The sequence below is a fragment of the Streptomyces sp. NPDC005963 genome (genome assembly GCF_040638655.1).
GTDB lineage: Bacteria > Actinomycetota > Actinomycetes > Streptomycetales > Streptomycetaceae > Streptomyces.
Genome location: NZ_JBEXVD010000001.1, coordinates 150,894 through 173,150 on the forward strand (window position 1 = coordinate 150,894; position 22,257 = coordinate 173,150).

23 protein-coding genes are annotated in these 22,257 nt (G+C 67.7%); 15 read left to right on the plus strand and 8 right to left on the minus strand.

Translation table 11 applies throughout. The features are described from left to right. Positions 1–749: 749 nt before the first annotated feature. Positions 750–1,463 carry a Crp/Fnr family transcriptional regulator gene (locus ABZ348_RS00540; RefSeq protein WP_358927800.1) on the plus strand — a complete coding sequence of 238 codons (714 nt, stop codon included), beginning with the start codon at positions 750–752 and terminating at the stop codon, positions 1,461–1,463. Between the two features lie 128 nt (positions 1,464–1,591). On the opposite strand, the gene ABZ348_RS00545 is transcribed toward ABZ348_RS00540, so the two are convergent. Further along, positions 1,592–2,179 carry a flavin reductase family protein gene (locus ABZ348_RS00545; protein WP_358927802.1) on the minus strand — a complete coding sequence of 196 codons (588 nt, stop codon included), beginning with the start codon at positions 2,177–2,179 and terminating at the stop codon, positions 1,592–1,594. A gap of 193 nt (positions 2,180–2,372) precedes the next feature. Here ABZ348_RS00545 and ABZ348_RS00550 point away from each other — a divergent pair, with 193 nt between their 5' ends. Genes ABZ348_RS00550 through ABZ348_RS00565 form a run of 4 tightly spaced genes read left to right on the plus strand, consistent with a single transcriptional unit; the run spans position 2,373 to position 5,835 of the window. After that, positions 2,373–3,452 carry an LLM class flavin-dependent oxidoreductase gene (locus ABZ348_RS00550; RefSeq protein ID WP_358927804.1) on the plus strand — a complete coding sequence of 360 codons (1,080 nt, stop codon included), beginning with the start codon at positions 2,373–2,375 and terminating at the stop codon, positions 3,450–3,452. 52 nt (positions 3,453–3,504) lie between these two features. Continuing rightward, positions 3,505–4,092, plus strand: coding sequence for a YceI family protein (locus ABZ348_RS00555; RefSeq protein ID WP_358927806.1), 588 nt, complete (start codon positions 3,505–3,507; stop codon positions 4,090–4,092). After that, positions 4,089–4,601 carry an ester cyclase gene (locus ABZ348_RS00560; RefSeq protein ID WP_358927808.1) on the plus strand — a complete coding sequence of 171 codons (513 nt, stop codon included), beginning with the start codon at positions 4,089–4,091 and terminating at the stop codon, positions 4,599–4,601. Before ABZ348_RS00555 ends, ABZ348_RS00560 begins: the two co-directional genes overlap by 4 nt. Position 4,602: 1 nt before the next feature. Next, on the plus strand, positions 4,603–5,835 hold the full coding sequence (locus ABZ348_RS00565) for an amino acid ABC transporter substrate-binding protein (RefSeq protein ID WP_358927810.1): 1,233 nt from the start codon (positions 4,603–4,605) through the stop codon (positions 5,833–5,835). Between the two features lie 110 nt (positions 5,836–5,945). Here the strand turns inward: ABZ348_RS00565 and ABZ348_RS00570 are convergent, their stop codons facing one another. The 3 genes from ABZ348_RS00570 to ABZ348_RS00580 form a co-directional block, all read right to left on the minus strand. After that, a complete protein-coding gene (locus ABZ348_RS00570; RefSeq protein ID WP_358927812.1) occupies positions 5,946–6,797 on the minus strand; it encodes a trypsin-like peptidase domain-containing protein in 852 nt (283 codons plus the stop codon). Between the two features lie 485 nt (positions 6,798–7,282). Beyond that, on the minus strand, positions 7,283–7,756 hold the full coding sequence (locus ABZ348_RS00575; RefSeq protein ID WP_358927814.1) for an NUDIX domain-containing protein: 474 nt from the start codon (positions 7,754–7,756) through the stop codon (positions 7,283–7,285). Between the two features lie 176 nt (positions 7,757–7,932). Continuing rightward, a complete protein-coding gene (locus ABZ348_RS00580) occupies positions 7,933–8,607 on the minus strand; it encodes a TetR/AcrR family transcriptional regulator (protein ID WP_358927816.1) in 675 nt (224 codons plus the stop codon). 97 nt (positions 8,608–8,704) lie between these two features. Between ABZ348_RS00580 and ABZ348_RS00585 the strand changes: the two genes are divergently transcribed. Continuing rightward, a complete protein-coding gene (locus tag ABZ348_RS00585; protein WP_358927818.1) occupies positions 8,705–9,409 on the plus strand; it encodes an NAD(P)H-binding protein in 705 nt (234 codons plus the stop codon). Positions 9,410–9,485: 76 nt separating this feature from the next. Continuing rightward, entirely contained in the window at positions 9,486–10,073 is a 588-nt protein-coding gene (locus ABZ348_RS00590; protein ID WP_358927820.1) for a GNAT family N-acetyltransferase, read from the plus strand. Positions 10,074–10,079: 6 nt separating this feature from the next. Here ABZ348_RS00590 and ABZ348_RS00595 read toward each other — a convergent pair whose 3' ends face one another. Beyond that, the gene (locus ABZ348_RS00595) at positions 10,080–10,538 is read right to left on the minus strand and encodes an HAD family hydrolase (protein WP_358927822.1); all 459 of its coding nucleotides are present in this window, start codon (positions 10,536–10,538) and stop codon (positions 10,080–10,082) included. A gap of 429 nt (positions 10,539–10,967) precedes the next feature. Between ABZ348_RS00595 and ABZ348_RS00600 the strand changes: the two genes are divergently transcribed. Next, positions 10,968–12,980, plus strand: coding sequence for an ATP-binding cassette domain-containing protein (locus tag ABZ348_RS00600; protein WP_358927824.1), 2,013 nt, complete (start codon positions 10,968–10,970; stop codon positions 12,978–12,980). A 96-nt stretch (positions 12,981–13,076) separates the two neighbouring features. On the opposite strand, the gene ABZ348_RS00605 is transcribed toward ABZ348_RS00600, so the two are convergent. Both ABZ348_RS00605 and ABZ348_RS00610 read right to left on the minus strand, forming a co-directional pair. Further along, positions 13,077–13,529, minus strand: a complete 453-nt coding sequence (locus ABZ348_RS00605) for a VOC family protein (RefSeq protein WP_358927826.1) — start codon at positions 13,527–13,529, stop codon at positions 13,077–13,079. Position 13,530: 1 nt separating this feature from the next. Continuing rightward, the gene (locus tag ABZ348_RS00610) at positions 13,531–14,187 is read right to left on the minus strand and encodes a hydrolase (protein WP_358927827.1); all 657 of its coding nucleotides are present in this window, start codon (positions 14,185–14,187) and stop codon (positions 13,531–13,533) included. A 256-nt stretch (positions 14,188–14,443) separates the two neighbouring features. Between ABZ348_RS00610 and ABZ348_RS00615 the strand changes: the two genes are divergently transcribed. Both ABZ348_RS00615 and ABZ348_RS00620 read left to right on the plus strand, forming a co-directional pair. Beyond that, positions 14,444–14,929 (plus strand): MarR family transcriptional regulator, encoded by a 486-nt coding sequence (locus ABZ348_RS00615; RefSeq protein WP_358927829.1) that lies wholly within the window; start codon positions 14,444–14,446, stop codon positions 14,927–14,929. Continuing rightward, positions 14,926–16,212, plus strand: a complete 1,287-nt coding sequence (locus tag ABZ348_RS00620) for an MFS transporter (protein WP_358927831.1) — start codon at positions 14,926–14,928, stop codon at positions 16,210–16,212. The genes ABZ348_RS00615 and ABZ348_RS00620 overlap by 4 nt, the downstream gene beginning before the upstream one ends. A gap of 277 nt (positions 16,213–16,489) precedes the next feature. On the opposite strand, the gene ABZ348_RS00625 is transcribed toward ABZ348_RS00620, so the two are convergent. Next, complete coding sequence (locus ABZ348_RS00625) at positions 16,490–16,957, minus strand: SRPBCC family protein (RefSeq protein WP_358927833.1); 468 nt, start codon at positions 16,955–16,957, stop codon at positions 16,490–16,492. Between the two features lie 1,363 nt (positions 16,958–18,320). On the opposite strand from ABZ348_RS00625, the gene ABZ348_RS00630 reads away from it, so the two are divergent. The 5 genes from ABZ348_RS00630 to ABZ348_RS00650 all read left to right on the plus strand — a co-directional run bounded on the left by ABZ348_RS00630 (position 18,321) and on the right by ABZ348_RS00650 (position 22,156). Continuing rightward, a complete protein-coding gene (locus ABZ348_RS00630; protein ID WP_358927835.1) occupies positions 18,321–18,851 on the plus strand; it encodes a MauE/DoxX family redox-associated membrane protein in 531 nt (176 codons plus the stop codon). Positions 18,852–18,991: 140 nt separating this feature from the next. Further along, complete coding sequence (locus ABZ348_RS00635; protein WP_358927836.1) at positions 18,992–19,537, plus strand: redoxin family protein; 546 nt, start codon at positions 18,992–18,994, stop codon at positions 19,535–19,537. Next, complete coding sequence (locus tag ABZ348_RS00640; protein WP_358927837.1) at positions 19,534–21,468, plus strand: ABC transporter ATP-binding protein; 1,935 nt, start codon at positions 19,534–19,536, stop codon at positions 21,466–21,468. Before ABZ348_RS00635 ends, ABZ348_RS00640 begins: the two co-directional genes overlap by 4 nt. After that, positions 21,465–21,671, plus strand: a complete 207-nt coding sequence (locus tag ABZ348_RS00645; RefSeq protein ID WP_358927838.1) for a hypothetical protein — start codon at positions 21,465–21,467, stop codon at positions 21,669–21,671. The genes ABZ348_RS00640 and ABZ348_RS00645 overlap by 4 nt, the downstream gene beginning before the upstream one ends. Then, on the plus strand, positions 21,668–22,156 hold the full coding sequence (locus ABZ348_RS00650; protein WP_358927840.1) for a S26 family signal peptidase: 489 nt from the start codon (positions 21,668–21,670) through the stop codon (positions 22,154–22,156). The genes ABZ348_RS00645 and ABZ348_RS00650 overlap by 4 nt, the downstream gene beginning before the upstream one ends. The last annotated feature ends 101 nt before the right edge of the window (positions 22,157–22,257 follow it).

Below are 22,257 nucleotides of genomic sequence, written 5' to 3' on the forward strand. Positions count from 1 at the left end.
TGGTGGTTCGGTACGTGGATTGGGAAACGGTCCGGGGTGGACCGGGCACGAGGAGGGTGTGGCCGGGCAGACGACTACCGAGCTCCGGGTTCTCAACCGAACTCGGTGGTGATCACGCACGACGCACGGCCGCTGCGGGCGGAATGGGGTGGGACGGCCACGGAGGAGAGCGGTGCACCGACTCCGCAGTGCGGAATCCGCGCGGACTCGGCGGGCCGGGCGTCGGGTTGCGATGCCGGTGCGGTCCGGGCAGCAGCCGCCAGTATGGAATCTGACCGGTGAACCATGAAGTGATCCCTCTCCGCTGCTTGAGCGGCACGTTCAGCGAACGCTAATCGTTGGATCCATTCGACGCAATACCCAGCGAAATTTCAGGATCAATGGCCTTATTTAAGCCACGATCGGATACAACTTAAAGATCTGATGCCCCAGCAACTCGACCGTCATGTACGCACGAGTGAGCCGTCCCACGCATTGAGACGACCAGGACCCATGGATCGGAGACCGAATGTGACTGCTCGCGAACGCCCGTCCCCACCGCTGCGGGAGCAACGAAACGGAACCCCGGGCCCGCCAGCTGACCGCCACCGTGCCGGGCGGACGAGTCGACCCCGAGGCGGACGGAGGCCGTCGCGAGCTTCGCGGCCGCTGTTCACGGGGATCACGGCGAGGGACCCGCGGCCCGCATCGAACACGGTCCGCCAGGACGTCGGACGTACAGGCCGAAGGGGTGCCCGGTGGAACCGCGGATGCTGATCGATCAGTTGGTGCACAACGTGCTGTTCACCGATGTGCCCAGGAGTGTCGCCGCCGACCTGACCGCCCGGGGAACCTTGCGGCGCAGTGCCCGCAGTGAGGTGATCTTCGAGGAGGGACAGCCGGGCGGCAGTGTGTTCTGCCTCGTCGAAGGCAAGGTCAAACTCACCCGGGCGGGCGTCACCGGCCAACAGGAGATCTACATCGTCGTGGGTCCCGGCGATGTGTTCGGCAACCTCAGCCCCTTCGGGGCGCAGGTCCGACTGGGCTCGGCGGTCGCGATGACGCCGTCACTCGCCGTGGAGTTCGACCGCGAATCCCTGCGGTGGTGGATCACCACCCACCACACGGCGGCGATAGGGGTGTTCCAAATCGCCGTGGACCGGGCCAACACCCTCCTGGAAGTCATGGAGGACCTACTGGCCCCCGAGATCAGCAATCGGGTCGCCCGGGTGCTCCTGCGCCACGCCGAGCGGTTCGGTCGGGTCACGAGCGAAGGGGTGCGCGTCACCCTCGACATGAGCCAGCACGAACTGGCCCAGCACGTCGGCGCTTCCCGCGAGCGCGTAAACCGTGCACTCAGCGGCTTCGCACGGCGGGGCTGGGTCACCCGGGACGGCTCCGACTACGTGATCTACGACATCGACAGCCTCAGCCGTCACACCCGCAGAGCCGATGCCTCCCGCACCCGTCATGGACCCCAGTGACCGGCCGACCGGTCACGACGGCGGACGGCGGGACGAAGCTGAACCGGACGGCGTGTCCGACCGGGCCCGTCGGCACCGCGACGCCCGGCAGCTGGTCCATGACACTCCCGTCGTCAGCCCGAACGGGTTCACCGGGCGCCCGGCGGATCATCCGGCTCCGGCCAACCCGCGTAACTGCGCCGGAAGTACAACAGCGGACGCATGGCCTCCGTGCTGACGGCGCCGTCGAGGACGAGTCCCACCACGATCACATGGTCGCCGGCCTCCATCAGGTCGTACAGCGTGCACTCGGCATGGGCCACGGTGTCCCGGTGCAGGACCGGCAGTCCGCGGGCCGTCGTCGTCCACTCCAACCCCTCGAACCGGTCGACCCCGGGGCGGGCGAACAGATCGGAGACCCCGGCGGACTCGGCGCGCAGGATGTTCACCGTGAACGCCCCCCGTTCCCGAAGGGCCGACAGGGTGGACGACTCGCGCTTGATGCAGCTCAACAGGAGCGGAGGCTCTGCCGAAACGCTGCACACGGCCCCCGACGTCATCCCCAACGGTTCGCCGTGCGCGCCGGTGGTGGCCACCACGGTGACCCCGGTGGGAAGCGCGCCGGCGATCTGCTTCAGCAGGTCAGCCGGGACTCCATACCCTGCCAACGCGATGTCGCCCAGCTTGCGCCCCTTCGGCGCCCCACGGACGTGATCAAGCGTGAACGATGCGTTCATGACGCCTCCTGGTGTCGGCACGAGTGAACAGACCATGACCCCGGCAGCGCATCGAAGTACACCGGTTGTGCCGTACGGCACCCCTCCGGGCCGATGGCTATGCCGTATGGCACAGGTCGTTGAGGAGCGGGACCTGGCCCTGCCACCGTCAAGCAACCCGCTGCTCGACCTCGTTGGAACCCGGAGACGCCCCATGCGCTTTTCGATCTACCTCAACGCCCAGTCGCCGAGCCCCGGCCACGACCGGGACGTCATCAAGGCGGTCACCGAACAAGCCGTCATCGCCGACCGGGCCGGCTTCTCGGGGATCTGTCTCACCGACCACCACTTCACCGGATACAACACCTACGGCAATCCGTTCACCTTCGGTGCCTATCTGTATCCCCAACTGTCCAACTCCACCATCGTGCTGTCCGTCGCGGTCCCCGCCCTGTCGAACCCGCTGAACTTCGCCGAACAGTGCAATCTGCTCGACATGCTCACCCAGGGCAACTGTGTGATCGGCATCGGGTCGGGAGGATCGCCCCTGGAGTACCTCGGTCTGGGGCGCGACGCACAGCGTCGGGGCGCCCTGACCGAGGAGGTGATGGCCGTGGTCGACGCCGCCTTGGACAAGAAGCTCGACGACCCGGACCTCCAGTACCGCACCGAGCACGCGCAGGGCACGCTGCGCCTGCGGATCATGCCGACCTCCTGGAACCGCCGTCCGCGGTTCGCCCGCGCAGCCCTGACCGAGGAGGGCGCCCTCCAAGCGGCCAAGCGCGGTTGGCCCCTGATGACCGGCCGGATGCTGCCCGACGAGATCGGCACGCGGTACGCGCTGTACCACTCCGCCCTCGACTCCGCCGGCCATGACGCCGCGACCCTCGCGTATGCACGGAAGTGGTCCTTCACCCAGAAGATGGTGTTCGTTGCGGACAGCGACGCAGCCGCCGCGGCGGCCGTCGAGGGGCCGCTGGACTATCTGACCACGATGACCCGCAATCTCTTCAGCAGTTCTCCGGGCACACCCGGCTTCAAGAACAGTGTGGTGGGCGTGTCTCCGGAAGACCGGGCGGGCTTCGTCGAGAAGTCAATGATCATCGGCAGCCCCGACACCGTCGCCAAGCAGATCAGCGAGTACGAGGCGGTGGGACTCGACCACATGAGTCTCGTCTTCCTGTACGGCCAGATGGACCCGGCCGTGGCCCGGCGGTCGCTGCGGCTGTTCATCGACGAGGTGATGCCCCGGTACGCATCGGCCACCACGGGCGAGCCGGCCGCACAGCGGTGACCCGCACCCGTACCGGCCCCCTGCCGACAGACACCGAAACGAGGCACCACCGATGACGTATGAGAACCAGACCGTGGCGACGCAGGCCACGGAGCTCCCCGTGCCGCCCGGGGTGTGGGAGGTGGACGCCGCGCACAGCCGGGTCGCCTTCTCCGTACGGCACATGACTATCGCCACCGTCTACGGTCGTTTCGGCGAGGTGACCGGTTGGGTGACCGTCCCGGCCGACCCGACGGTCGAGTCCACCGTCGAGGCGACCATCGCCGTGGCCAGTGTGTCCTCGGGGCACCCCAAGCGAGACGAACTGATCCGCTCGCCCGAGTTCCTCGATGTGCAGGCGTTCCCCCATATGACCTTCAGCGGGTCCTCGATCAGCGGGTCCACCCCGAACCGTCCGTACGCCGTGGACGGCGAGCTGACGATCAAGGGCACCTCCCGGCCGGTCCGTCTGGACATTGATTTCGGCGGGTTCGTCACCCACAGGGGCGCAACGCGCGCCGGTTTCCACGCCACGACCTCGATCAATCGCCGTGACTTCGGCCTCACGTTCGGAGCCTTGTTGGACGCCGGCGGCGCCGTGGTGTCGGACCGCGTCGACATCACCCTGGACATCGAACTCGTCCTCTCGGACGCCCGATGACGGGGCGACTCCCCCTACCGCAGGGTTCGGTCGCCACGCTCGTCACCGACCGCTCGGAACCGCGCCACACTCAGCAGGAACGCGACAACCTCGATCTCATCCGCCGCTACCGTTCCGCGGTCTTCGCCGAACGGGCCTCGTTTCTGAAGCCGGGCGCCACGGTGACGCGGATCGGCATGAAGACGCTCAGTGAGACGTCCGGACTGGGCAGACACGGCTATCTCGCCGATTCACTCTCCGACCGCCGGGACGAGATCACCGACATCATCGCCAAGGGTGACATGGTGTGGGCGGTGTGGACCCTTCGGGCCCGTCACACCGGTGTGCTGTTCGGAATGCCACCGACGGGCCGCAGCATCGCGATCGTGGAGATGGCGATGTGGCGCATCGAGGACCACCGCATCGCCGAGCACTGGTACTTCGCGGACGAACTCGATCTGCTGCGACAACTGGGCGCTCTTCCCCGTGGCGCCGCTCTGCTCCCACCGCCGGCCTCCCAGGAGAGATGACATGTCAAGGAAGTCCGTCAACCGTCGACGCGTGACTCCGATCATCACCGGCGTACTGATCCTCGCCGTCGCGGGGTGCGGTGGCAACGCCTCCGACAGCGGGGCCGACGGTCCGATCCGCGTGGGCTCCTCGCTCCCCCTGACGGGCACGCTCTCCCAGCCCGGCAAGGCGGCCAAGGAGGGGTACGAGGTCTGGCAGAAGATGGTCAACGACGCCGGCGGTCTGCTCGGTCGGAAGGTCGAGTTGGTCATCAAGGACGACGCCTCCAACCAGAACACCATCGTCTCCGACTACAACGCGCTGATCAGCAAGGACAAGGTGGATCTGCTGATCGGCAGCTACTCGTCCCTCCTGAACCTCCCGGCGTCCGCCGTGGCGGAACGCAACAAGAAACTCTTCGTCGAGCCCGCCGGCGGCTCGCCCGAGATGTTCAACCGCGGGTTCGAGTACCTGTTCTTCACCCAACAGGCCACCGCCGACAAGAGCGGACTGACCCTCGCGAAGTGGATGGCCGCCCTGCCCGAGGCCGAACGCCCCAAGACCGCCGCTTATCCCACGGTTGACGACCCGTTCGCCGCCCCCGCGGTGAAGACCATGAAGGAGGTCCTGGAGAAGGCCGGAGTCAAGACCGTCTACGAGACTTCCTACCCCGCGGACACCAAGAACTTCGACACGATCATCGCCCGGGTGAAAGCCGCCAAGCCGGAAGTGGTCATCAACGGTTCGGGGTTCGAGGACGGGGTGGGAATCGTCCGCTCCCTGCTGAAGGCGGACTTCACCCCGGGCTGGCTCTACCAGATCGTGGCACCGTCGCTCGGAGAGCAGTACGCGCAGGCCATCGGGGCGGAGAACACCGAGGGCGTGATGTTCAGCATCAGCCATGCGCCCCAGGCCAAGACACCGGGCAACGCCGAGTTCGTCGCCGCCTACCGGTCGATGTTCGGCGGGCTACCACCGGAGGACGCGGCCGACGCCTTCGCATCCGGTCAAGTGCTCCAAGCAGCAGTGGAGGGCGTGGGCGGCGTGGATGACCAGGAGGCCCTGGCCGACTGGTTGCGCAGCAACAGCGTCCAGACGGTCCTGGGTGATTTGAGCTGGAACAAGGACGGCAGCCCCCGCGGCGAGTACCTCATCGGGCAGTGGCAGAACGGCAAGATCGAATACGTCCTGCCCAACGAGATCGCGACCAGCGGTCACATCGTGAAGGGATGGAAGCCGGGTAGCAAGGGCTGACGCCGCACGGACGGTGCCGAAGCCGCCCGTGCCCATCCTCTCGACACACTCCGATCCCGGCCGGGGCCCATGGCTCCGGCCGGGATCGGTGCGCAGCAACCCCGCGACGGTCAGGGCAGTGTCGCCCTGGCGTGATTGACGAGACGGGTGAGGTTCGAACCACCCGCAACCCAGTTGTAGTCGGAGGTCTCCGCACTGACGACACCCACGACGTACGGGCCGTCGGACCAGAATCCGAAGACCGGACTTCCCGACATTCCCTTCACGAAGTCCCCCGTATTGGTTTCGAGCAGCCTTCCGCCTCCGAGGTCGAGTTCATCCTCGTCGAGGAAGAATCCCGTCTGGAAGTTGGCGGACGGCGGGAAGAACTGAGAGGTGTAGGCGATGTTCCACCAGCTGGAGATCTCGTCGTCCCAAGCGGCGTCGTAGGTCCGACATCCCAACATGCCCAGACCGTCGCCCAGCCTGGAGTTGAGCACGAGGATGGCGTAGTCGTCGTCCGCATTGGTGTAGGTGACGTTGACGACCTTGTCGAAGGCGATGAGGTGCGTTGCGGCGGCGCTTCCGATCACTCCGCCCTGGTTCAACGTCACGGACGCGGTGAGTGCGTTCCAGTCGATGACGTGACTGGCGGTCAGCACGTGTCGTCCACCGATCAGAACGCCACTTCCCACGTTCCTCGGCCCGGAAGACACCCTGCATGCGCATCTCCAAGGGAAAGTGCGGTCGTTGTAGGTCTTTCGGCCATCGGGATTGAAGACGCGCAGGGGGTCCGCCTCCTGTCCGGCGAAGACGACACGTGCAGGCTGGGCATCGGGGAGCGGCTGCGGTGCAAACCTGATCTCCGTGTCCTTGCTCGGTCTTGAGGGCGTGGCCGCAGCCATGGACAGGCTTGCTTCGGTGGACGAACTGTCGATCTCGACGATGGTGAACTTCGGCGGTTCTTCGGGTGCGAACGACACCGAGACTTCCGTCTCGTGCTGAGGTACGTGAAGTCCCGACTTGCGCAATTGCGGTGGGGTGAGCGGACCGGTTTGAGGATTCCCTGTCTGTGGCATGGCGATGCGCTCCACTGAGAATCGGATGGTGCGGTTGCGGAGCAAGGCGTAGCTCCGCTAGGAGGCCCGGAATTGGATCCGGACGGCCTCAACTATCGTGCTCCTGAACGGCGGCGGGTTGGATGCCGCTCCTCCTTTTATGAAACGCCACGGAGGCTGAGCCCGCAACCGCAGCCGTTCCACGAGCGGTTCAGTCGGTCGACGGTGATGACCATCGATTCGGGTTGGGCTCCAGTGCGGTGGATGGTGCCCGTTCCTCCTGCGCCATCCGCCCGTTGACCTGCCCCGGGGGCCCGCGCCGGATGGACCGGCGGTGTCAACGACGGGGCTGGCGGCTCGCATCGCGGAAGCCGGGTGGGGCCGTCAAGCAGCAGAGGGGTGTGGTTGCCTCAGTGCTGGATCAGGCCGCCGACCGGGACGGGAGCGACGTGGCCGGTGGCCGGAAGGGTTCGAGCCAGGGCGAGGCCGATGTCGACCAGCGACGATCGGCGCAGTGCGGAGACATCGGCCACCGGCGTCCAGATCGACTCGGTGATCTCGCCGTTGGGTTCAGGTCGGAGACGGCCACCGGTGATACGCATCTGATAGAAGATGCCGACGTTCTGGTGCTCCGATCCGCCGGGAACGGCGCGTTCGGCTGCGGGAATGATCCTTGAGTCCACACCGAGGAGGCGTTCGACCACCGTCTGCAAGCCGGTCTCCTCCGCGACTTCCCGGACGACCGCATCGAACGGGTCCTCCGCTTGTTCGACCCTGCCACCCGGAAGGGTCCAGTTGGCCCCGCCCTTCGGTGCCGTGTGACACGCGAGCAGTACTCGTCCGCCCTCGATGCACACTCCGTACGCCGCCAGCCGAAAACTCATCCACGACCTCCCACACCGGACGCTATCCCAACGACGTACGCACTCCGGTCGGGACCCCCTACAGGGTCGCGTCGATCGAACGGGCGGGCACTCCACAACCGACCACGGAGGCTGTTGCTGGCACTACCACAACCCTGGCGAGACGCAGTTGCCCGAGCCGCGGACGTTCTCGATGTTCAGCCCTCGTCGGGGTGCAGGGCGTCGAGGATGAGGGAGAGTCCGAATTCGAACTCCTCGGCGTAGTCGTACCCGGACCTGAGGGACTGTTCGGTGATGAGTTGCGCGAGGTGAGGATGGGTGTCGGTCGGCAGTTCGCGCAGGATGCCTCCTGCCACGTCGTCGAGCTCGTCGTCACCGGTGAAGGGCAGGCTCAGTTCCTGGAGGATGAAGCCGTAGACATAGCTGTCGATCACCGTGACGGCGCGCGCAGCCATCGTGATGGAGAAGCCTCCCGCGCGCAGGACGCCGAGGACGGCATCGTGGTGACGCAGGGTCGCAGGACCGGGCCGGCTGCGGGAATCCATCAGGCCGACGGCCCAGGAGTGGGCCCGGAGCACCGTCCGGGCTGATCGGGCACGGTCACGGACGGCCGTCTTCCAGTCCGTTGTGGTGGCCGGCAGATCGATCCGGCCGAACACCGCATCGACCATCCCGTCGAGGATGTCGTCCCGACTGCGCACGTGGTTGTAGAGCGACATCGCTTCGACGCCCAGTTGAGCGGCGAGGGCCCTCATCGTGACCCCGGCCTCGCCCTTCTCGTCGGCCAACGCGATCGCGGCGGTGACCACCCGTTCCCGACTGAGCCCCGCCCTCTTCGGTTTGGTGCGCCTACCGGTGCCGTGCTCGCTCATGGGCGTCCTCCGTTGCCACCTTGCTCAACGTACGGCGTAAGTGTACCGTCACTTACATCGTAAGTTTCACTGATCGGGCGAGGGTGGGAGCTGAGGGATGAGCAGGGAACAGATACGGAAGGTCTGCATCGTCGGCGCTTCGGGGAAGCTGGGGCAGTACATGGTTCGCCATGCGCTGGACCGCGGTTACGAGGTGGTCGGCGTGTGTCGCGAACGCAGTGTCAGCAAACTCGCGGCACTCGCGGACCGGATCACGATCGTCCCCGGGCCGACGAACGACCGCGAGGTGATCCGACGCGCCGTCGCCGGGTGCGACGGCGTGCTGACCGTGCTCGTCCCCTGGGGCACGGGGCACTACTCGTCGGGCACCGCGCAGGCGGTACTCGATCACGCGGACGCCGACGCACGCCTCGTCTTCTCCTGCGGTTGGCATGTCCCCCGGGACGATCGGGACCGGTACTCGCGGACGTTCACGGCCTCCGCCCGAATCGCCACGTGGCTGGGACGGACCCTTCGCATCATCGACATCGACGACCAGGTGGAGGCAGCGCGCCGGATCTTCGCCAGCGACCGGCGATGGACCCTGGCCCGCGGCAGCGACCTGGAGGAGGGCGAGAGCCAGGGGCTGCCCGTGTGGAGCCGGCACGTCGGTGCCCCGCTCCTCGCGAGCAACATGACGCGACGCGTGGACTTCGCACTCTTCATGGTCGCAGCACTCACCGACGACGCGCTCGTCCACGAGGCCCCGGCGATCGTCGGGCGCCTCACCCCCAGCGCGCTCGCCCACGCCAGCGACGGTTGACCCTCCTCGTCACCCCGCAAGAACCGCACGAACAGCACGAACAGCACGAACAGCACGACGAAAGGCAGGACCGCACATGACCGCGCCAATCACCACCACGCGTCTCGCAACGATCACCGAACTCGACGAGGTGGCGGCGTTGTGCACCGCCGCATTCGCCGACGAAGCCGTGATGGCCTGGGTCCTGCCGGACCCAGGCACCCGACTCCAGCACATGCGCAGCATGTTCGGCAGCTCCCTGGGTGCCGCGGTCGAAGCAGACGCGCTGCTCCTCGCGGTGGCCGCCGGCGAATCCGTCGGTGCCTCGATCTGGATGCCCCGATCGGGCCGGCCGCAACCGATGCGACTGCCGGCCGAAGACGATCCCGTATCGCGCCGTCTGCTGTCCGTTCAGACGGAGACCGACGCCCGATGCCCCGACGATCCCCACCTCTACCTCCAGTCCATGGCGGTCCGACCGGAACGCCGCGGCCAGGGTGCGGGGAGTGCGATGCTCACGTCCGGACTGACCCGGGCGAGGGAACTCGATCTACCTGTCTACTTGGAGGCATCCACACCCAACAACCGCCGGCTGTACGAACGCCACGGGTTCCGTGACCACGGTCGGCCGATCCACCTCTCGGATGACGGTCCCTCACTGCAACCGATGTGGCTGGACGTCTGACGCACGTCACCGCCCCGGGCGCCAGGGGCGCTGGTGTCGGCGGACGGGCCACCGCATGAACGCGTACGCCAGGCATCCAGCAGCCCGGACCGCTGCGCCTGCGAGGCGTGGCCTGCGCCCGCCGCTCGACTTTCTCAGGCGAACCCCGCCGCCTGCACGCCGTAGGCACTGTTCTCGATGAACGCACACCGTCCAGGAGTCCACTCCCATGGCGCGGGCGGCGTGCAGAAAGAGATCGGGTGCAGGCTTGCCACGAGTGACGTCGGCCGCACTGGAGATGCGGTCCTCGGAGTGGTCGATCAGATCAACGGTCTCCAGGCTCCGTCTGATCCCGGAATGGTCGCCGTTCGACACAACGCAGAACGCAGTCGCGAGTCGGTGCAGTACGTCCGCGTTGCCTTCGACAGCGGTGAGTTCGGCCTCGAACACAGGTCCCGTACAGATGCTCGTACTTACGAGTCCCACGGCGCACGGGTGCGTCGGTAGCCGGTCACACGGAAATCCTTGGCCTCATGAGTATCGGCATCGGCGATTCGGCCACTGCGTGCTCTGCTGCCGTCCCGGGCCTGGTGCGGGTCGGTGGCCCGTACAGACTCCCGTTTTCGCTCTTTCATGCGGTTCTCGCTCCGTCTCAAACACATGTGTTCGATCGGACGGGTCGGATCGTTGTCCTTGATACCAGCCAACCGCCCTGCCGACAGTGCCAGCTGTCGGCATCGAGCTCGGTCGTTGCCGACCCCGGTGGGCTGGTCGTCCCGCGCGCTGGGCGCGGTGACGGGAAAGGAGAACGCCCATGGATTGTGCGAGCTGTACCGGAGCTCCTCCGGTTGCCCGGGGCAGGCTTGCCCGGCCGTACCGCGCCCTCGAAACGGTGGCCTTGGTGGGGAGGCGCGGATGAGCGGGGCTGAGGGTCAGGCAGGACCCGCCGGGAGGAAGGTCCCGCCGCCACGGGACGCACGGGTACTGGGGTTGCCCCCGGCATCGGTGCCGGCCGGGCCCGCCGAAGGCGATGACATCACCGACACCCTGGAGGTGGCGTACTGGGCGGTCCATGACGGAGCGTCGGCGAAGGCGAGCGTGCGGGAGATCCTGGACGGTCTGCCCCGGATCGTTCGACAGATCGGTGCCCTCGCGTGGCAGGCAGACCGACGCAACACGATCGCGGTCGTGGTCCTCCAGCTCGCGTCGGCGGCGATGAGTGCGTTCGGCCTGGTGGCATCCGTCGCCGTTCTGCACGAGCTGTTCGGGTCCGGACCCACTCCGGACAAGGTCCGCGCCGCTCTTCCCCAACTGCTGTTGGTGGTCGTGCTGCTGTCACTGCGGGCGGTCCTCGAAGCCGCGGTGGAGTCGGCCCAGGCGAGACTGACGCCGAAGATCAGGACCGCTTTGGAGTCGGAGTTCTACCATCTGGCGGCGCACGTGCGCCTGGAAGCGGTCGACGACGCCGACTGGCACGACGACATCCACCGGGCCAGCGACCGGGGGCTGTTCTACGCCCGCCAGATCGTCGGACAGATCGTCGCGCTCGCCGCCGCGGCCCTGGACATCCTCGGCACCGTCGGAGTACTCGGCCTCCTGCATCCACTGCTGATCCTCATGCTGCCGCTGTCCGTCCTCCCGGTCGGCACCGCCGCCGTCCGCGCAGCCCGGGACCGCTTCCACTCCTACATGCGGTGGAACGCCCTCCAGCGTCGGGTGCGCGTCTTCTCCTGGCTGCTGCTCGACCAGGACTCAGCTGCCGAGATCCGCTCCAGTACCGCACAGAACGCACTGCTGTCCGAACACCGGAGGCTGGCCGCCCGGATCGCACAGGAAGACACCCGGCTCGGGGTGCGCGCGGCCAGGATCGCCCTCGCGGGGCGAGCCACGGGCGGGGCCGGCACCGGCATCACGTACGCCGCACTGTGCGCGATGTTGATCGGCGGTTGGATCCCACTCGCCGTCGGGGCTGGAGCGGTTCTCGCGATCCAGTCGAGTCACCGCTCCCTGACCACCTTCGTGAACGTGTCACACATGGTGTACGAGCACGCCCTGTGGGTGGGGGATCTGTTGTCGGTGCAGGCCCGCTGCAAGGGGTTGCTGCCCCGCGGGGGCGGGCAGCCCGCTCCGGAGGAGGTCGAGGAGATCCGTCTCACCGACGTTTCCTACACCTATCCGGACAAGGACACCCCGGCGCTCGACCGGATCAGTCTGACCCTGCGAGCCGGGGAGACCGTGGCGTTCGTCGGCGTCAACGGATCCGGAAAGTCGACCTGCTCCAAGCTGATCGCGGGTCTGTACGACGCGGCGTCCGGCACCGTTTCTTGGAACGGCACCGACGCTCGGCAGTTGGACGGTGTCTCACTTCAGCAGCGCGTCGCCATGGTGCTCCAGGACCCCGTCCACTACCCCTTCACGGCCCTGGCGAACATCGCCGTCTCCCGTGGGTCGATCACCGAAGCCGACCCCCAGGCCGCGCATGACGCGGCGGTCGCTGCCGGCGCTGACCAGGTCATCGGCGCACTCCCCGGTACCTGGGAAGCCTTGTTGTCGAAGCGGTTCCAAGGCGGGCAGGAACTCTCCGCGGGGCAATGGGCGAAGATCGCCGTCGCCCGCGGCCTCTACAAGAACGCGCCCGTGCTGCTGCTCGACGAGCCGACCGCCAGCATGGATCCGAGAGCCGAGCACGCCGTCTACCAGGCCGTCCTTCAAGGCCCTCGGCGCTCCGGGCAGATCACCGTCCTCATCTCCCACCGGCTAGCCTCGGTCATCGGATGCGACAGGATCTACGTCTTCGACGGCGGAAGGATCGTCGCGGCGGGATCCCACCAGGAACTGATGGACCAACAGGGCGATTACGCGCAGATGTTCATGCTCCAGGCCGCCGGCTACCAGAACACCCCCACTGTCGGGGCGGAGGGTCCGTGACCCCCGCCCTGGTAAGAAGGCGGCCCTCTCCAGGTGATCCACGTGACTCTCCAACACACCCCCTCGTCGCCGCTGAGCATCACCCCGTGGGGATTGTCATTCCGTCCCGGCGGGTGGATCGGCCAGGACGCCCCGCAGGAGGCCGGTGGCCTGGCCGACCTCGATGAGGTACCCGTCGGGATCCCGCAGGTAGCACCGCAGCTCGGCCTTACGGTCGATCGGCGGAGTGAGGAACTCTGCGCCCTTCTCACTCCACAGTCGGTAGTAGGCGTTGATGTCCGCTACCCGAATGTTGAGGAAGCTCGTGGCCGTGTGGGGATCGGTGGGCGGGTGGAGGGTGATGCCCGGTTTATCGGGCGTGGGGCCGCCACCTGGGTTCATGATGAGCCAACTGTTGGCCAGCTTGATGATGCACGGGTTCTCCGCGAGGACCACGTGCCCCCCGAGAACGTCCGCGTAGAACGCACGGGACCGCCCCACATCGGACACGGTGAGGAAGTGGGTGAGCAACAGCCCCGTGTCAGGGGCTGGGAGGTCTTGGTCAGGCATGTCAGTCGCCCATCATCTTGGTACCTGCGGCCAGTGTGAGGTACCAGCCCCAGGCGTCGTGGTGATCGATGGCGTTCTGTCGGAAGCCCTTGACGGTTTCCGACCGGTTCCAGTCGCGCTGGAGTTCGCAGGCCACCGAGTTCCAGCTCGTGGGACGCGCACCGGCCTGGATCACCCGGGCCATGGCGGCATCATGGGCCTCGCGCGTCGTGGCCCCCAGTGCATCGACGACCGGATACACCTCGTACCCTTCGGCCAGGGCGTCCAAGGTGGGAAAGAGCAGACATGCTTCGGTCCACAGCGCACCGATGATCAGCTTCCGGCGGCCGGTCGCCCGTATCGCGGTGAGGAAGTCATCGTCCTCCCAGGCATTGATCGACGTACGGTCGATGGACCGTACGCCGTCCAACACGGAGTGCAGTTGGGGGATCGTGTCCGCGTTGACTCCGGTGGAGACATTGACCGTGGACAGCACTATGGGGAGGCCAAACGTGCGGGCGGTCTTGGCCAGCGCAACGACGTTGTTCACCAGATCGCCGGTGTAGATGGATCGGACCGTGGAGATCTGCGGCGGTTGGTAGTCGATGAGGACCAGGGCGGCATTGCCTGGCGCCAGCAGATGGTCGGACTCGGCCTCGCGCGGTGGAGTGCTGCGCATCGGGGCGACCTCCTGAGAAACGTATCTGCCCCTCTTCATCATCGACCCACACCCGCAGGGACGAAAGTCGGGACCGTCGCCGTGCCGGCCTGCACCCGTGCTTGACGGGGATCACGGAACCTCATCGGGCGATGGAGGGAAGCAAGGGAGCTCTCCACCAGCACGGCCGCCTCCCGGCGGATCCCGGACCATTAGCGGTGGGCGTACACCCCCCGAAGCGCGGGATCGATTCTCACAGTGCTGTTATATTAGCGCTGTGAGAATCGATCCGACAGCGCTGCCCGACCCCTGGCATTCGCTGCACAAGCTGCTGGCCGACATGGACGCCGAGATCGAACAGGTCTATGTCGAGCGGGGCATCAAGGGCGTACGACCACGATTCGCCTATCCGCTGATCCGGCTCGCCCACACCGGTCCCCTGACCATCCGTGAGCTTGCGGAGTCCCTCGATCGCTCGCACTCGGCGATCAGCCAGACCATCGCCGCCATGCGCAAGGAAGGGCTGGTCACCTCCGAACCGGGACCCGACGCCCGCACCCGACAGATCGACCTCACCGAACGCGGCCGTTCGCTGGTGCCGTTCCTGGAGGCCGAGTGGCGTGCCACCCACGCGACTGTCGCCGAGTTGGACGGGGAGGTCCCCTACGCGATGACCACCGTCGTCGAGGAGTTGAGGCGAGCGCTGGAACGGCGCTCGATGCGACAGCGGGTCGTCGATCACCTCGTCGAGCCACCGCAGTGAAGGCGCGGATCCGGTTCCTCGACGCCCGTCCCCTCCGGAGCAGCCGGCCCTTCCGCGATCTCTGGATCGGCTCATCAGCCTCCCAACTCGGCGGCCAGATAGCCACCGTGGCCGTACTAGCCCAGGTCTGGGACCTGACCGGTAGCCCGGTGGCAACCGGCGCGATCGGGCTCGCAACCGGCCTGCCGATGGTGTTCTTCGGACTGCTCGGCGGCACGTTGGCCGACACCGTCGACCGACGCACGGTGGTGCGCGCAACCACCGTGGGCCAACTGCTGGCTGCGGCAGGGCTGTGCGCTCAGGCAGTGGCCGACAACCGAAACGTGCTGCTGCTCCTCGCACTGGTCGCTGCGGGGGCCGCCTGCGGCGCTCTCGGCGCGCCTGCACGACGTACGCTCCCGGTGCGGCTACTGCCTCCCGACCAGGTTGCTGCGGGTCTCGCACTGAACAACGTGTCCTTCCAGTCGGCCATGTTGGCAGGCCCCGCACTCGCCGGGCTGATCATCACCCGCTGGGGCTTCCCCGCCGCCTATGCAGCACAGGCCGTGACGATCGCCGTGTCCATGCTCGCGGTGCTACGCCTCCCTGCCGTCGAACCCGAAGGCGCCCTCACCACGGGCGGCCGACGTCGAGCGGAGCGTGGCGGCTGGGGGATCGTCCTGCGCCGCCCGACCCTCTGGGGAGTGATGGCCACCGACCTGTGCGCAACGCTGTTGGCCATGCCGATCGCGCTCTTCCCCCTGGTCAACGAGATCCGCTTCGACGGCGACCCCCAGACCCTCGGTCTGCTCCTGTCCGCCGTCGCGGTCGGAGGGATCACAGCCGGTCTGCTCTCCGGCACGGTGACACGCTGGCACCGCGCCGGCATGGTCCAACTGACCGCGGCGGGCGTCTGGGGCCTCGCGCTGGCCGGCTTCGGCCTACCGGGACCGCTCTGGCTGGCACTGGGCTGTCTGGCGATCGCCGGAGCCGCCGACACCGTATCGGTGATCACTCGCAGCACCCTGATCCAACGGGAGACTCCGGACGCCTACCGTGGCCGGGTCTCCTCCATGGAGCACGTCATCGGCGTCGCAGGCCCCGAACTGGGCAACTTCCGTGGCGGACTGCTGGCATCGACCACCTCCGCCTCCTTCTCCCTGATCACCGGCGGCCTCTCCGCCGCCTTGGCCGTCGCCGCCGTCGCCGCGCTCAACAGACCCCTCCGCTCCTACCGCACACCCCCTGCCGCCGCGGAGCCCACCGCCACCCGAGCCGCCGAGACGGCAACGACCGCCGGCTAGTCACCACGGGGACGGCCGTCGCTCCGTGAGCGAGCAGTCCAACCGCGCGCCTGAGACGACGGTTTGCCACACGGACAGCGCTGCCAGCGCGGCTGACGCCGACCCGACAGGCGGCGGAGTGGTCGCACCGTCGGTCGGCGTCCGTGTGGTCGGCTCAGCAGGTCCGGTCGTCGTCGCACACTTGTCGTCGGTCCGGTCGGCGTCAGCACACTTGTCGTCAGTCCGGTCGGCGTCTGCTCACTTGCCGCCAGTCCGGTCGGCATCGGACAGGTCGACGTCAGTCGGTTGCTTCGGAGTACGAGGCCAGGTTGGCGAGCGAAGACGCGATGCCGGCCTCGTGGTCCGCCTGGTCGATGCCGGGCGGCACGTCCGTGGCGGTGACGGTCACCTCCGTCCCGTCAGCGGTGGTGGCAAGGTCCCAGACCATCGTCATGGTTCCCGCGAACGACGGATCGTCGGCCTCGAACACCGCCCGCTGCACCACACGCTTGAGCGGGACCAGGTCGACGAACCCGACCTCGACGACATCCGTCGCTTCTGACGTCTTGCCGGGACTGTCGGAGTGGTCGAGATAGGTGAGAACCATCCGGAATCCGCCACCGGGGCGAGGGTCCCACCGCTCGATCCGACCGCACATGCCGTCCGGCGGCAGCCAGGCCTCAAGGGACGCCGGGTCGAGGAGGGCGTCGTACACAGTGGTCGGGGATGCCGCGATCATCCGACTGGCGCGATGGGGGCTGCTCACGGACCGACTCTAGGCCAAGGATGTCCCGGCTGCCCACCCCTCGTCACCGAGTCGCCGTCGAGTACCCCGGCGAGCCCGACTCGGTCACAATGCATCACCTACCTGATGCCTGAAAACACAACACGCCGGCTGCACCGTCGGGGCCGCCCGAGAGGCCGACGCACCGGCAACCGCGCATCGCACCGTTCATCGACTCAACGGAACCGTTCGCAGGACGGACCCGCCGCCGGATCACCAAGGAAATGGTGCGTCCGCGGAGAATCCACAAGGGTCTTCCACCCTCGCCGTCGCCGGCCTTCCGCATCTGCACACGGTCAGCCACGAGGCCCTGTCGACCACACGATTCCCGCGCTAAACATCCCGGCCACCTCCGGCATATCTCGTGATATCCAATCGATATCCAGCCACTGACTCGGACCGGATCCAATGAGGAACCCACCGCACCCGGCACCTTTCATCTAAGCAATGACCTGCCGAAACGTGGAGAGTGACGGCTGGATGCACAACATGCGTTTCAGAAAAGGAACGTGACAACACGCCAGTCAATTGATGTGGCCTGGATCACAATGCCGAACGCCCTCTAGTGGTGACCGTGAGTGAATGGTCTACTCCAAAACGCGTTCAGAACGGACGCGCCGTCCCGGTACCGAGAGCAGGGGGAGTTCTCTCAGGCCCTCGGAACCACCGCGGTGCACCGACCGATGAGAGAGGCGAACCCGTGACGTTCCTGACCCGACTCGGCGACACCCTACTGAGCAAACTGGCCCCCGAGACCGAAGCGTGGGCTGCCAACAATCCGTGCCTCGGCAGCTGCTCGTCCGGCAGTTGTCACACCGCCTACGTACAGACCGGCGCATGCGTAGCCACCCGACTGCAGAAGCGGTGTTGTGTCGTGGGCGGTAGCGCCTGCCCCTCCGTGTCCTGCGGTCCCTGGAAGAACTGCGGCGTCCTAACGTGTTGACCGGCCCTCCCGTCCCCTGATCACGCCTGACGAGGAGGGTCAGTGCTGCGCCTGTTGCGTCGCCATCCGGTGGGTCACCGGGCCAGGTCCGCTGCTCTCCTCGCCGGGACCCTGATAACGCTGTCGTCCCCCTGACGGCCGCCCGGGAGTCCAGCACGTTGGCCCTCCCCGGCACCGTCCGCCACAGGTGGGGATGTACATCGATCCGCGGGGCCCGGTGGCACGAACGCTACTCAGCAGGGCCGTCGGGCTGTTGCCGGCGCCCGGCGGCAGGGCGGGCGAACTGCTCGCACCTGTCGCCGGGCGTCGTCACGGTCGCAGGGCAGTCCGCGGCGGCCGGAGCGGTCGCCGTACTCATCCAGCAACGCGGCTCCAGGCCCGGTTGCCGGCGAAGGAGGGAGCATGACATACGCAGTGCTCATGGCACGGCTCGCGCTCGCCGGGGTGCTCCTGGTGTCCGCGATCGCCAAGGCACGGTCCTTCGGGGAGACCCGGGCGATGTTGGACGGCCTGCTACGGCGTGCCGGACCCGGTGCCCGGCGTCTGGCCCGGCCATCGGCCGTCGCCCTGATCGCTGCGGAGGCCGTCACCGCCGTAGCGCTGCTCGGCCCGGCGCAGACGGTACGGCCCGGGTTCATGGCCGCGGTCGTGCTCACCGCGGGGTTCACCGTCGTCGCCGTCGTGGTCACGGTCTCCCGTGCCGAGGTGTCGTGCGCCTGCTTCGGTCGACCCACTGCGCGTCTGGGCCCGCGACACATCGTGCGCAACGCCCCGCTGCTGGGTCTGGCGGCCGTGGGACTGGCGGGAGCCGGAGCCGCCTCGTGGACCTCACCAGCACTGCCGGCCGTGCTCCTCTGCGCTACCGCGGCAGCGGTGATCACCGCAGTGGCCGCCTTCTTCGACGACATCGCCGACCTGCTGACCGTGTCCTGACGCAGTGACCTGACGCAGTGACCCGGGGAGGCACCCCGCGTCCCACACGCGATGCCCCGAACCACCCATACCCCACCGACCCAATGCGACCCACCAGACTCACCTGACCCACCCGACTCGCCGGACGAAAGGGAATTGGCATGGTCTACGTGTCCATCGGACTGCTGCTCGTGGGAGCCGTCACCGCACTGAACCTGGTGCTGGTCCTCGCGGTCATCAGGCGGCTGCGCCGCCACGAGGAGGAGCGCAAGAAGCTGTTCGGGGTCGAGATTCCGGAATCCGGCCCTTCGGTGGGTGAGCCGCTGCCCGCCTTCACCGCGGTCGCCACCGACGGGACACTGGTGGACTCGGAAGCCCTCCGGGGTCGGGAAGCGTCTCTGACGTTCCTGTCCACTGAATGTTCCGTCTGTGAGGTGGCCGTGGAGCACCTGCCGGAGGCCGCCAGGCTGGCCGGCATGGACGCCACCCAGATGGTGGTGGTGATCGCCGGGGAGGAGACGAAGGCCCGGGAGATGACCGCCCCGTTGGATGGGGTGGCAAAGGTGGTGCTGGAGGAAGCCGCAGGCCCGCTCTCCACCCTGTACGCGATCAAGGCCACGCCGACCACGGTGATGGTCGACCCGGACGGCACGGTCACCCACGCCAGCGCCGGCACCAATCCGGTGCTGGACCGCCTGCCGGCGTGAGCGCGGGCCGGGGGGAGCCGGGGGCGCACCGGCTCGGCGGGCCGCGCGGCTTCATCACCGGTGCGGGCGCCGCACTGGAGTTGACCTGGCGGGCCGGGCCGGTCGCCTTCGTCTGCCACCTCGTGCTGACCGTGGCACAGGGGTTGCTGCCCGCCGCTCTCACCCTCCTGACGAAGTGGCTCTTCGACGCACTCCAGTACGGTCGGGACGCGTCCGGCCCCTCCCCCCTGGCGCTCGCAACGGGACTCGGCGTGGTCACCGCGTTGATGGCCGTCCTGCCGCTCGCAGCCGACTACACCCGGGCCCGACTCCAACGCGGCATCGCCCATCTGGCGCAGCAGCGCCTGTACGGAAAGGTGAACCGCTTCATCGGTCTGTCGCGGTTCGAGGACCCGCAGTTCCTGGATCGGCTGCGGCTGGCCCAGGACTCGGCGATCAGCGCGCCCGCCGAGATCACCACCGCGATGTCCGGTCTCATCCAGCAGGTCATCGCGATCCTGGGGATGGTCGTGATCCTGTCCTCGATCTCTTTGTGGTTGACGCTGGTGACCGTCGCCGCGGCGGTGCCCGTACTGCTGGTCCAGATCTCACTGACCCGGCGACAGGCAGCGCTGACGTGGAACATCAGCCCCCGCAACCGGCGTCAGCTCTTCTACCAGGGGCTGATGTTGGACGTTTCCGCGGTGAAGGAGGTGCGGTTGTTCGGCGCCGGGGACTTTCTGCTCGGGCGGATGGACTCCGAGACCAGGGACATCAACGCCGCGGAGGAGGAGTACGAGCGTCGGGTGTTCTCTTCCCAGTCGCCGCTCGTGCTGCTCGGTGTGCTCATCGCTGCGGGCGGACTGGCGTGGACGGTCCACGGCGCGTTGTCGGGGCGGTTCGGCGTCGGTGACGTATCGGCGTTCCTGACTGCGTCGGCCGGTGTGCAGGGGGCGTTGTCTGCGATGATCAGCCACATCACCGGTGGCTATCAAGGTTTGCTGACGTTCCGTCACTACGTGGAGGTAAACCGGCTCCCCGCCGATCTGCCGGTGCGCCCCGATCCGGTGCCCGTGGTACCGCTCGCGGACCGCATCGAGTTCGACGACGTCTGGTTCCGCTACCGGGACGACGGGCCCTGGGTGCTGCGCGGAGTGAGCCTGACCATCGAGCGGGGCGAGTCCGTCGCTCTCGTCGGCCTCAACGGTGCCGGTAAGTCCACGCTGGTCAAGCTGGTCTGTCGACTGTACGACCCGACGCGGGGCACCGTGCGCTGGAACGGTACGGACATCCGGGAGCTGGATCCGACGCAGTTGCGCGACCGGATCAGCGCGGTGTTCCAGGACCGGGTGGCCTATGACCTATCGGCGACGGACAACATCGGCATCGGGGATCTGCGCCATCTCGGCGACCCCGAGCGGATCGCCGACGCTGCCCGCCGTGCCGACGCCCACGGATTCATCGGCGAACTTCCACGAGGCTACGCCACGCTGTTGTCGCGCACCTTCCCCGAGGCTGACAACGAGGAGACGGGCGAGCCGTCCGCAGGGGTGGCCCTGTCCGGTGGCCAGTGGCAACGCCTGGCGCTGGCCCGCGCGATGCTGCGCGTGGATCGCGATCTCGTCATCCTGGACGAGCCCACCGCGGGCCTCGACGCCGCCGCGGAGCACAGTCTCCACGAGCGGATACGGGCCCACCGCGCGGGTACGACCAGCCTGCTGATCTCCCACCGCCTGGGCACCGTGCGTCGTGCCGATCGCATTGTGGTCCTGGCGGAGGGCAGGATCAGCGAGTGCGGTAGTCACGCCGAACTCGTCGCCCTGCGCGGTGAGTACGCACGGCTCTTCGCACTCCAGGCGTCGGGGTACACCGACGGCGAAGTCGAAGTCTCAGTCACAGTCGAAGTCTCAGAAGAAGAACAAGAAGAGAAGGATGAGGAGGTGGCGGTGTGAGGGACCCCGCGGACGGGGCGGCGCAGCAGTACCGTCGGGGCCCGGCGGGCCAGCAGGAGCCGCCGGTCGAGGTCAGCGGCCCGTACCAGCCGTACGGCAACCGTACGGGCAGCCCGCTTCGAGCCCGCGATGTGGGCTTCGACCGGCGGTCCGAAGCACGGGAGCGGTCGGCGTCGGTGGGTGTGGACGGTGGGAACCCATGACGTGGTCCCTCGTGCTGCCCGCTGCACTGCTGTCCGCGGGTGCCGTCCTGGCCGCGTGGTGGGTACGGCACCGCTATGTGGCCGTCACCGTGCGCGGGGAGAGCATGTCGCCCACCCTGTCCGACGGAGACCGGGTTCTGATCCGGCGCGGTCGGCGCGGACTGCGACGCAATGACATCGTGGTGGTCGCCTGCCCCAATCCGATGACCTCATGGCGCAACAGGCCACCGGTCTCGGGGGACTTGACGGCCACCCAGTGGTTCATCAAGCGGGCGGTGGCGCTGGCGGGTGACCCCTTCGGCGCGGAAGCAGTGCCGGCAGACCATCTCGCGGTAGTCGGCGACGGTGTGAACAGCGACGACTCCCGCTGCTACGGTCCCTGCCCGATGGATCAGGTCCTGGGCGTGGTGGTACGCGTCCTGAGCCGAGCCGCCCCGGTGGGGACGGCTGCCGGGGACGTGCGCCCGAGCCCTCACGGTGGGTGAGGTCGTGAGGGCACACAGACTCCGGAGCCGGCCGAGCAAAAGCGTCGCGGTTCCGATCGCCGCCGCGGTTCCCACCGTGGCGACCCGTCGGACCAGCGCTG

Bases quoted from the DNA above. Each gene is read 5' to 3' on its own strand.
- ABZ348_RS00540 (WP_358927800.1), top strand. From the start codon at position 750: ATGCTGATCGATCAGTTGGTGCACAACGTGCTGTTCACCGATGTGCCC.
- ABZ348_RS00545 (WP_358927802.1), bottom strand. From the start codon at position 2,179: ATGAACGCATCGTTCACGCTTGATCACGTCCGTGGGGCGCCGAAGGGG.
- ABZ348_RS00550 (WP_358927804.1), top strand. From the start codon at position 2,373: ATGCGCTTTTCGATCTACCTCAACGCCCAGTCGCCGAGCCCCGGCCAC.
- ABZ348_RS00555 (WP_358927806.1), top strand. From the start codon at position 3,505: ATGACGTATGAGAACCAGACCGTGGCGACGCAGGCCACGGAGCTCCCC.
- ABZ348_RS00560 (WP_358927808.1), top strand. From the start codon at position 4,089: ATGACGGGGCGACTCCCCCTACCGCAGGGTTCGGTCGCCACGCTCGTC.
- ABZ348_RS00565 (WP_358927810.1), top strand. From the start codon at position 4,603: ATGTCAAGGAAGTCCGTCAACCGTCGACGCGTGACTCCGATCATCACC.
- ABZ348_RS00575 (WP_358927814.1), bottom strand. From the start codon at position 7,756: ATGAGTTTTCGGCTGGCGGCGTACGGAGTGTGCATCGAGGGCGGACGA.
- ABZ348_RS00580 (WP_358927816.1), bottom strand. From the start codon at position 8,607: ATGAGCGAGCACGGCACCGGTAGGCGCACCAAACCGAAGAGGGCGGGG.
- ABZ348_RS00585 (WP_358927818.1), top strand. From the start codon at position 8,705: ATGAGCAGGGAACAGATACGGAAGGTCTGCATCGTCGGCGCTTCGGGG.
- ABZ348_RS00590 (WP_358927820.1), top strand. From the start codon at position 9,486: ATGACCGCGCCAATCACCACCACGCGTCTCGCAACGATCACCGAACTC.
- ABZ348_RS00600 (WP_358927824.1), top strand. From the start codon at position 10,968: ATGAGCGGGGCTGAGGGTCAGGCAGGACCCGCCGGGAGGAAGGTCCCG.
- ABZ348_RS00605 (WP_358927826.1), bottom strand. From the start codon at position 13,529: ATGCCTGACCAAGACCTCCCAGCCCCTGACACGGGGCTGTTGCTCACC.
- ABZ348_RS00610 (WP_358927827.1), bottom strand. From the start codon at position 14,187: ATGCGCAGCACTCCACCGCGCGAGGCCGAGTCCGACCATCTGCTGGCG.
- ABZ348_RS00630 (WP_358927835.1), top strand. From the start codon at position 18,321: ATGACATACGCAGTGCTCATGGCACGGCTCGCGCTCGCCGGGGTGCTC.
- ABZ348_RS00635 (WP_358927836.1), top strand. From the start codon at position 18,992: ATGGTCTACGTGTCCATCGGACTGCTGCTCGTGGGAGCCGTCACCGCA.
- ABZ348_RS00650 (WP_358927840.1), top strand. From the start codon at position 21,668: ATGACGTGGTCCCTCGTGCTGCCCGCTGCACTGCTGTCCGCGGGTGCC.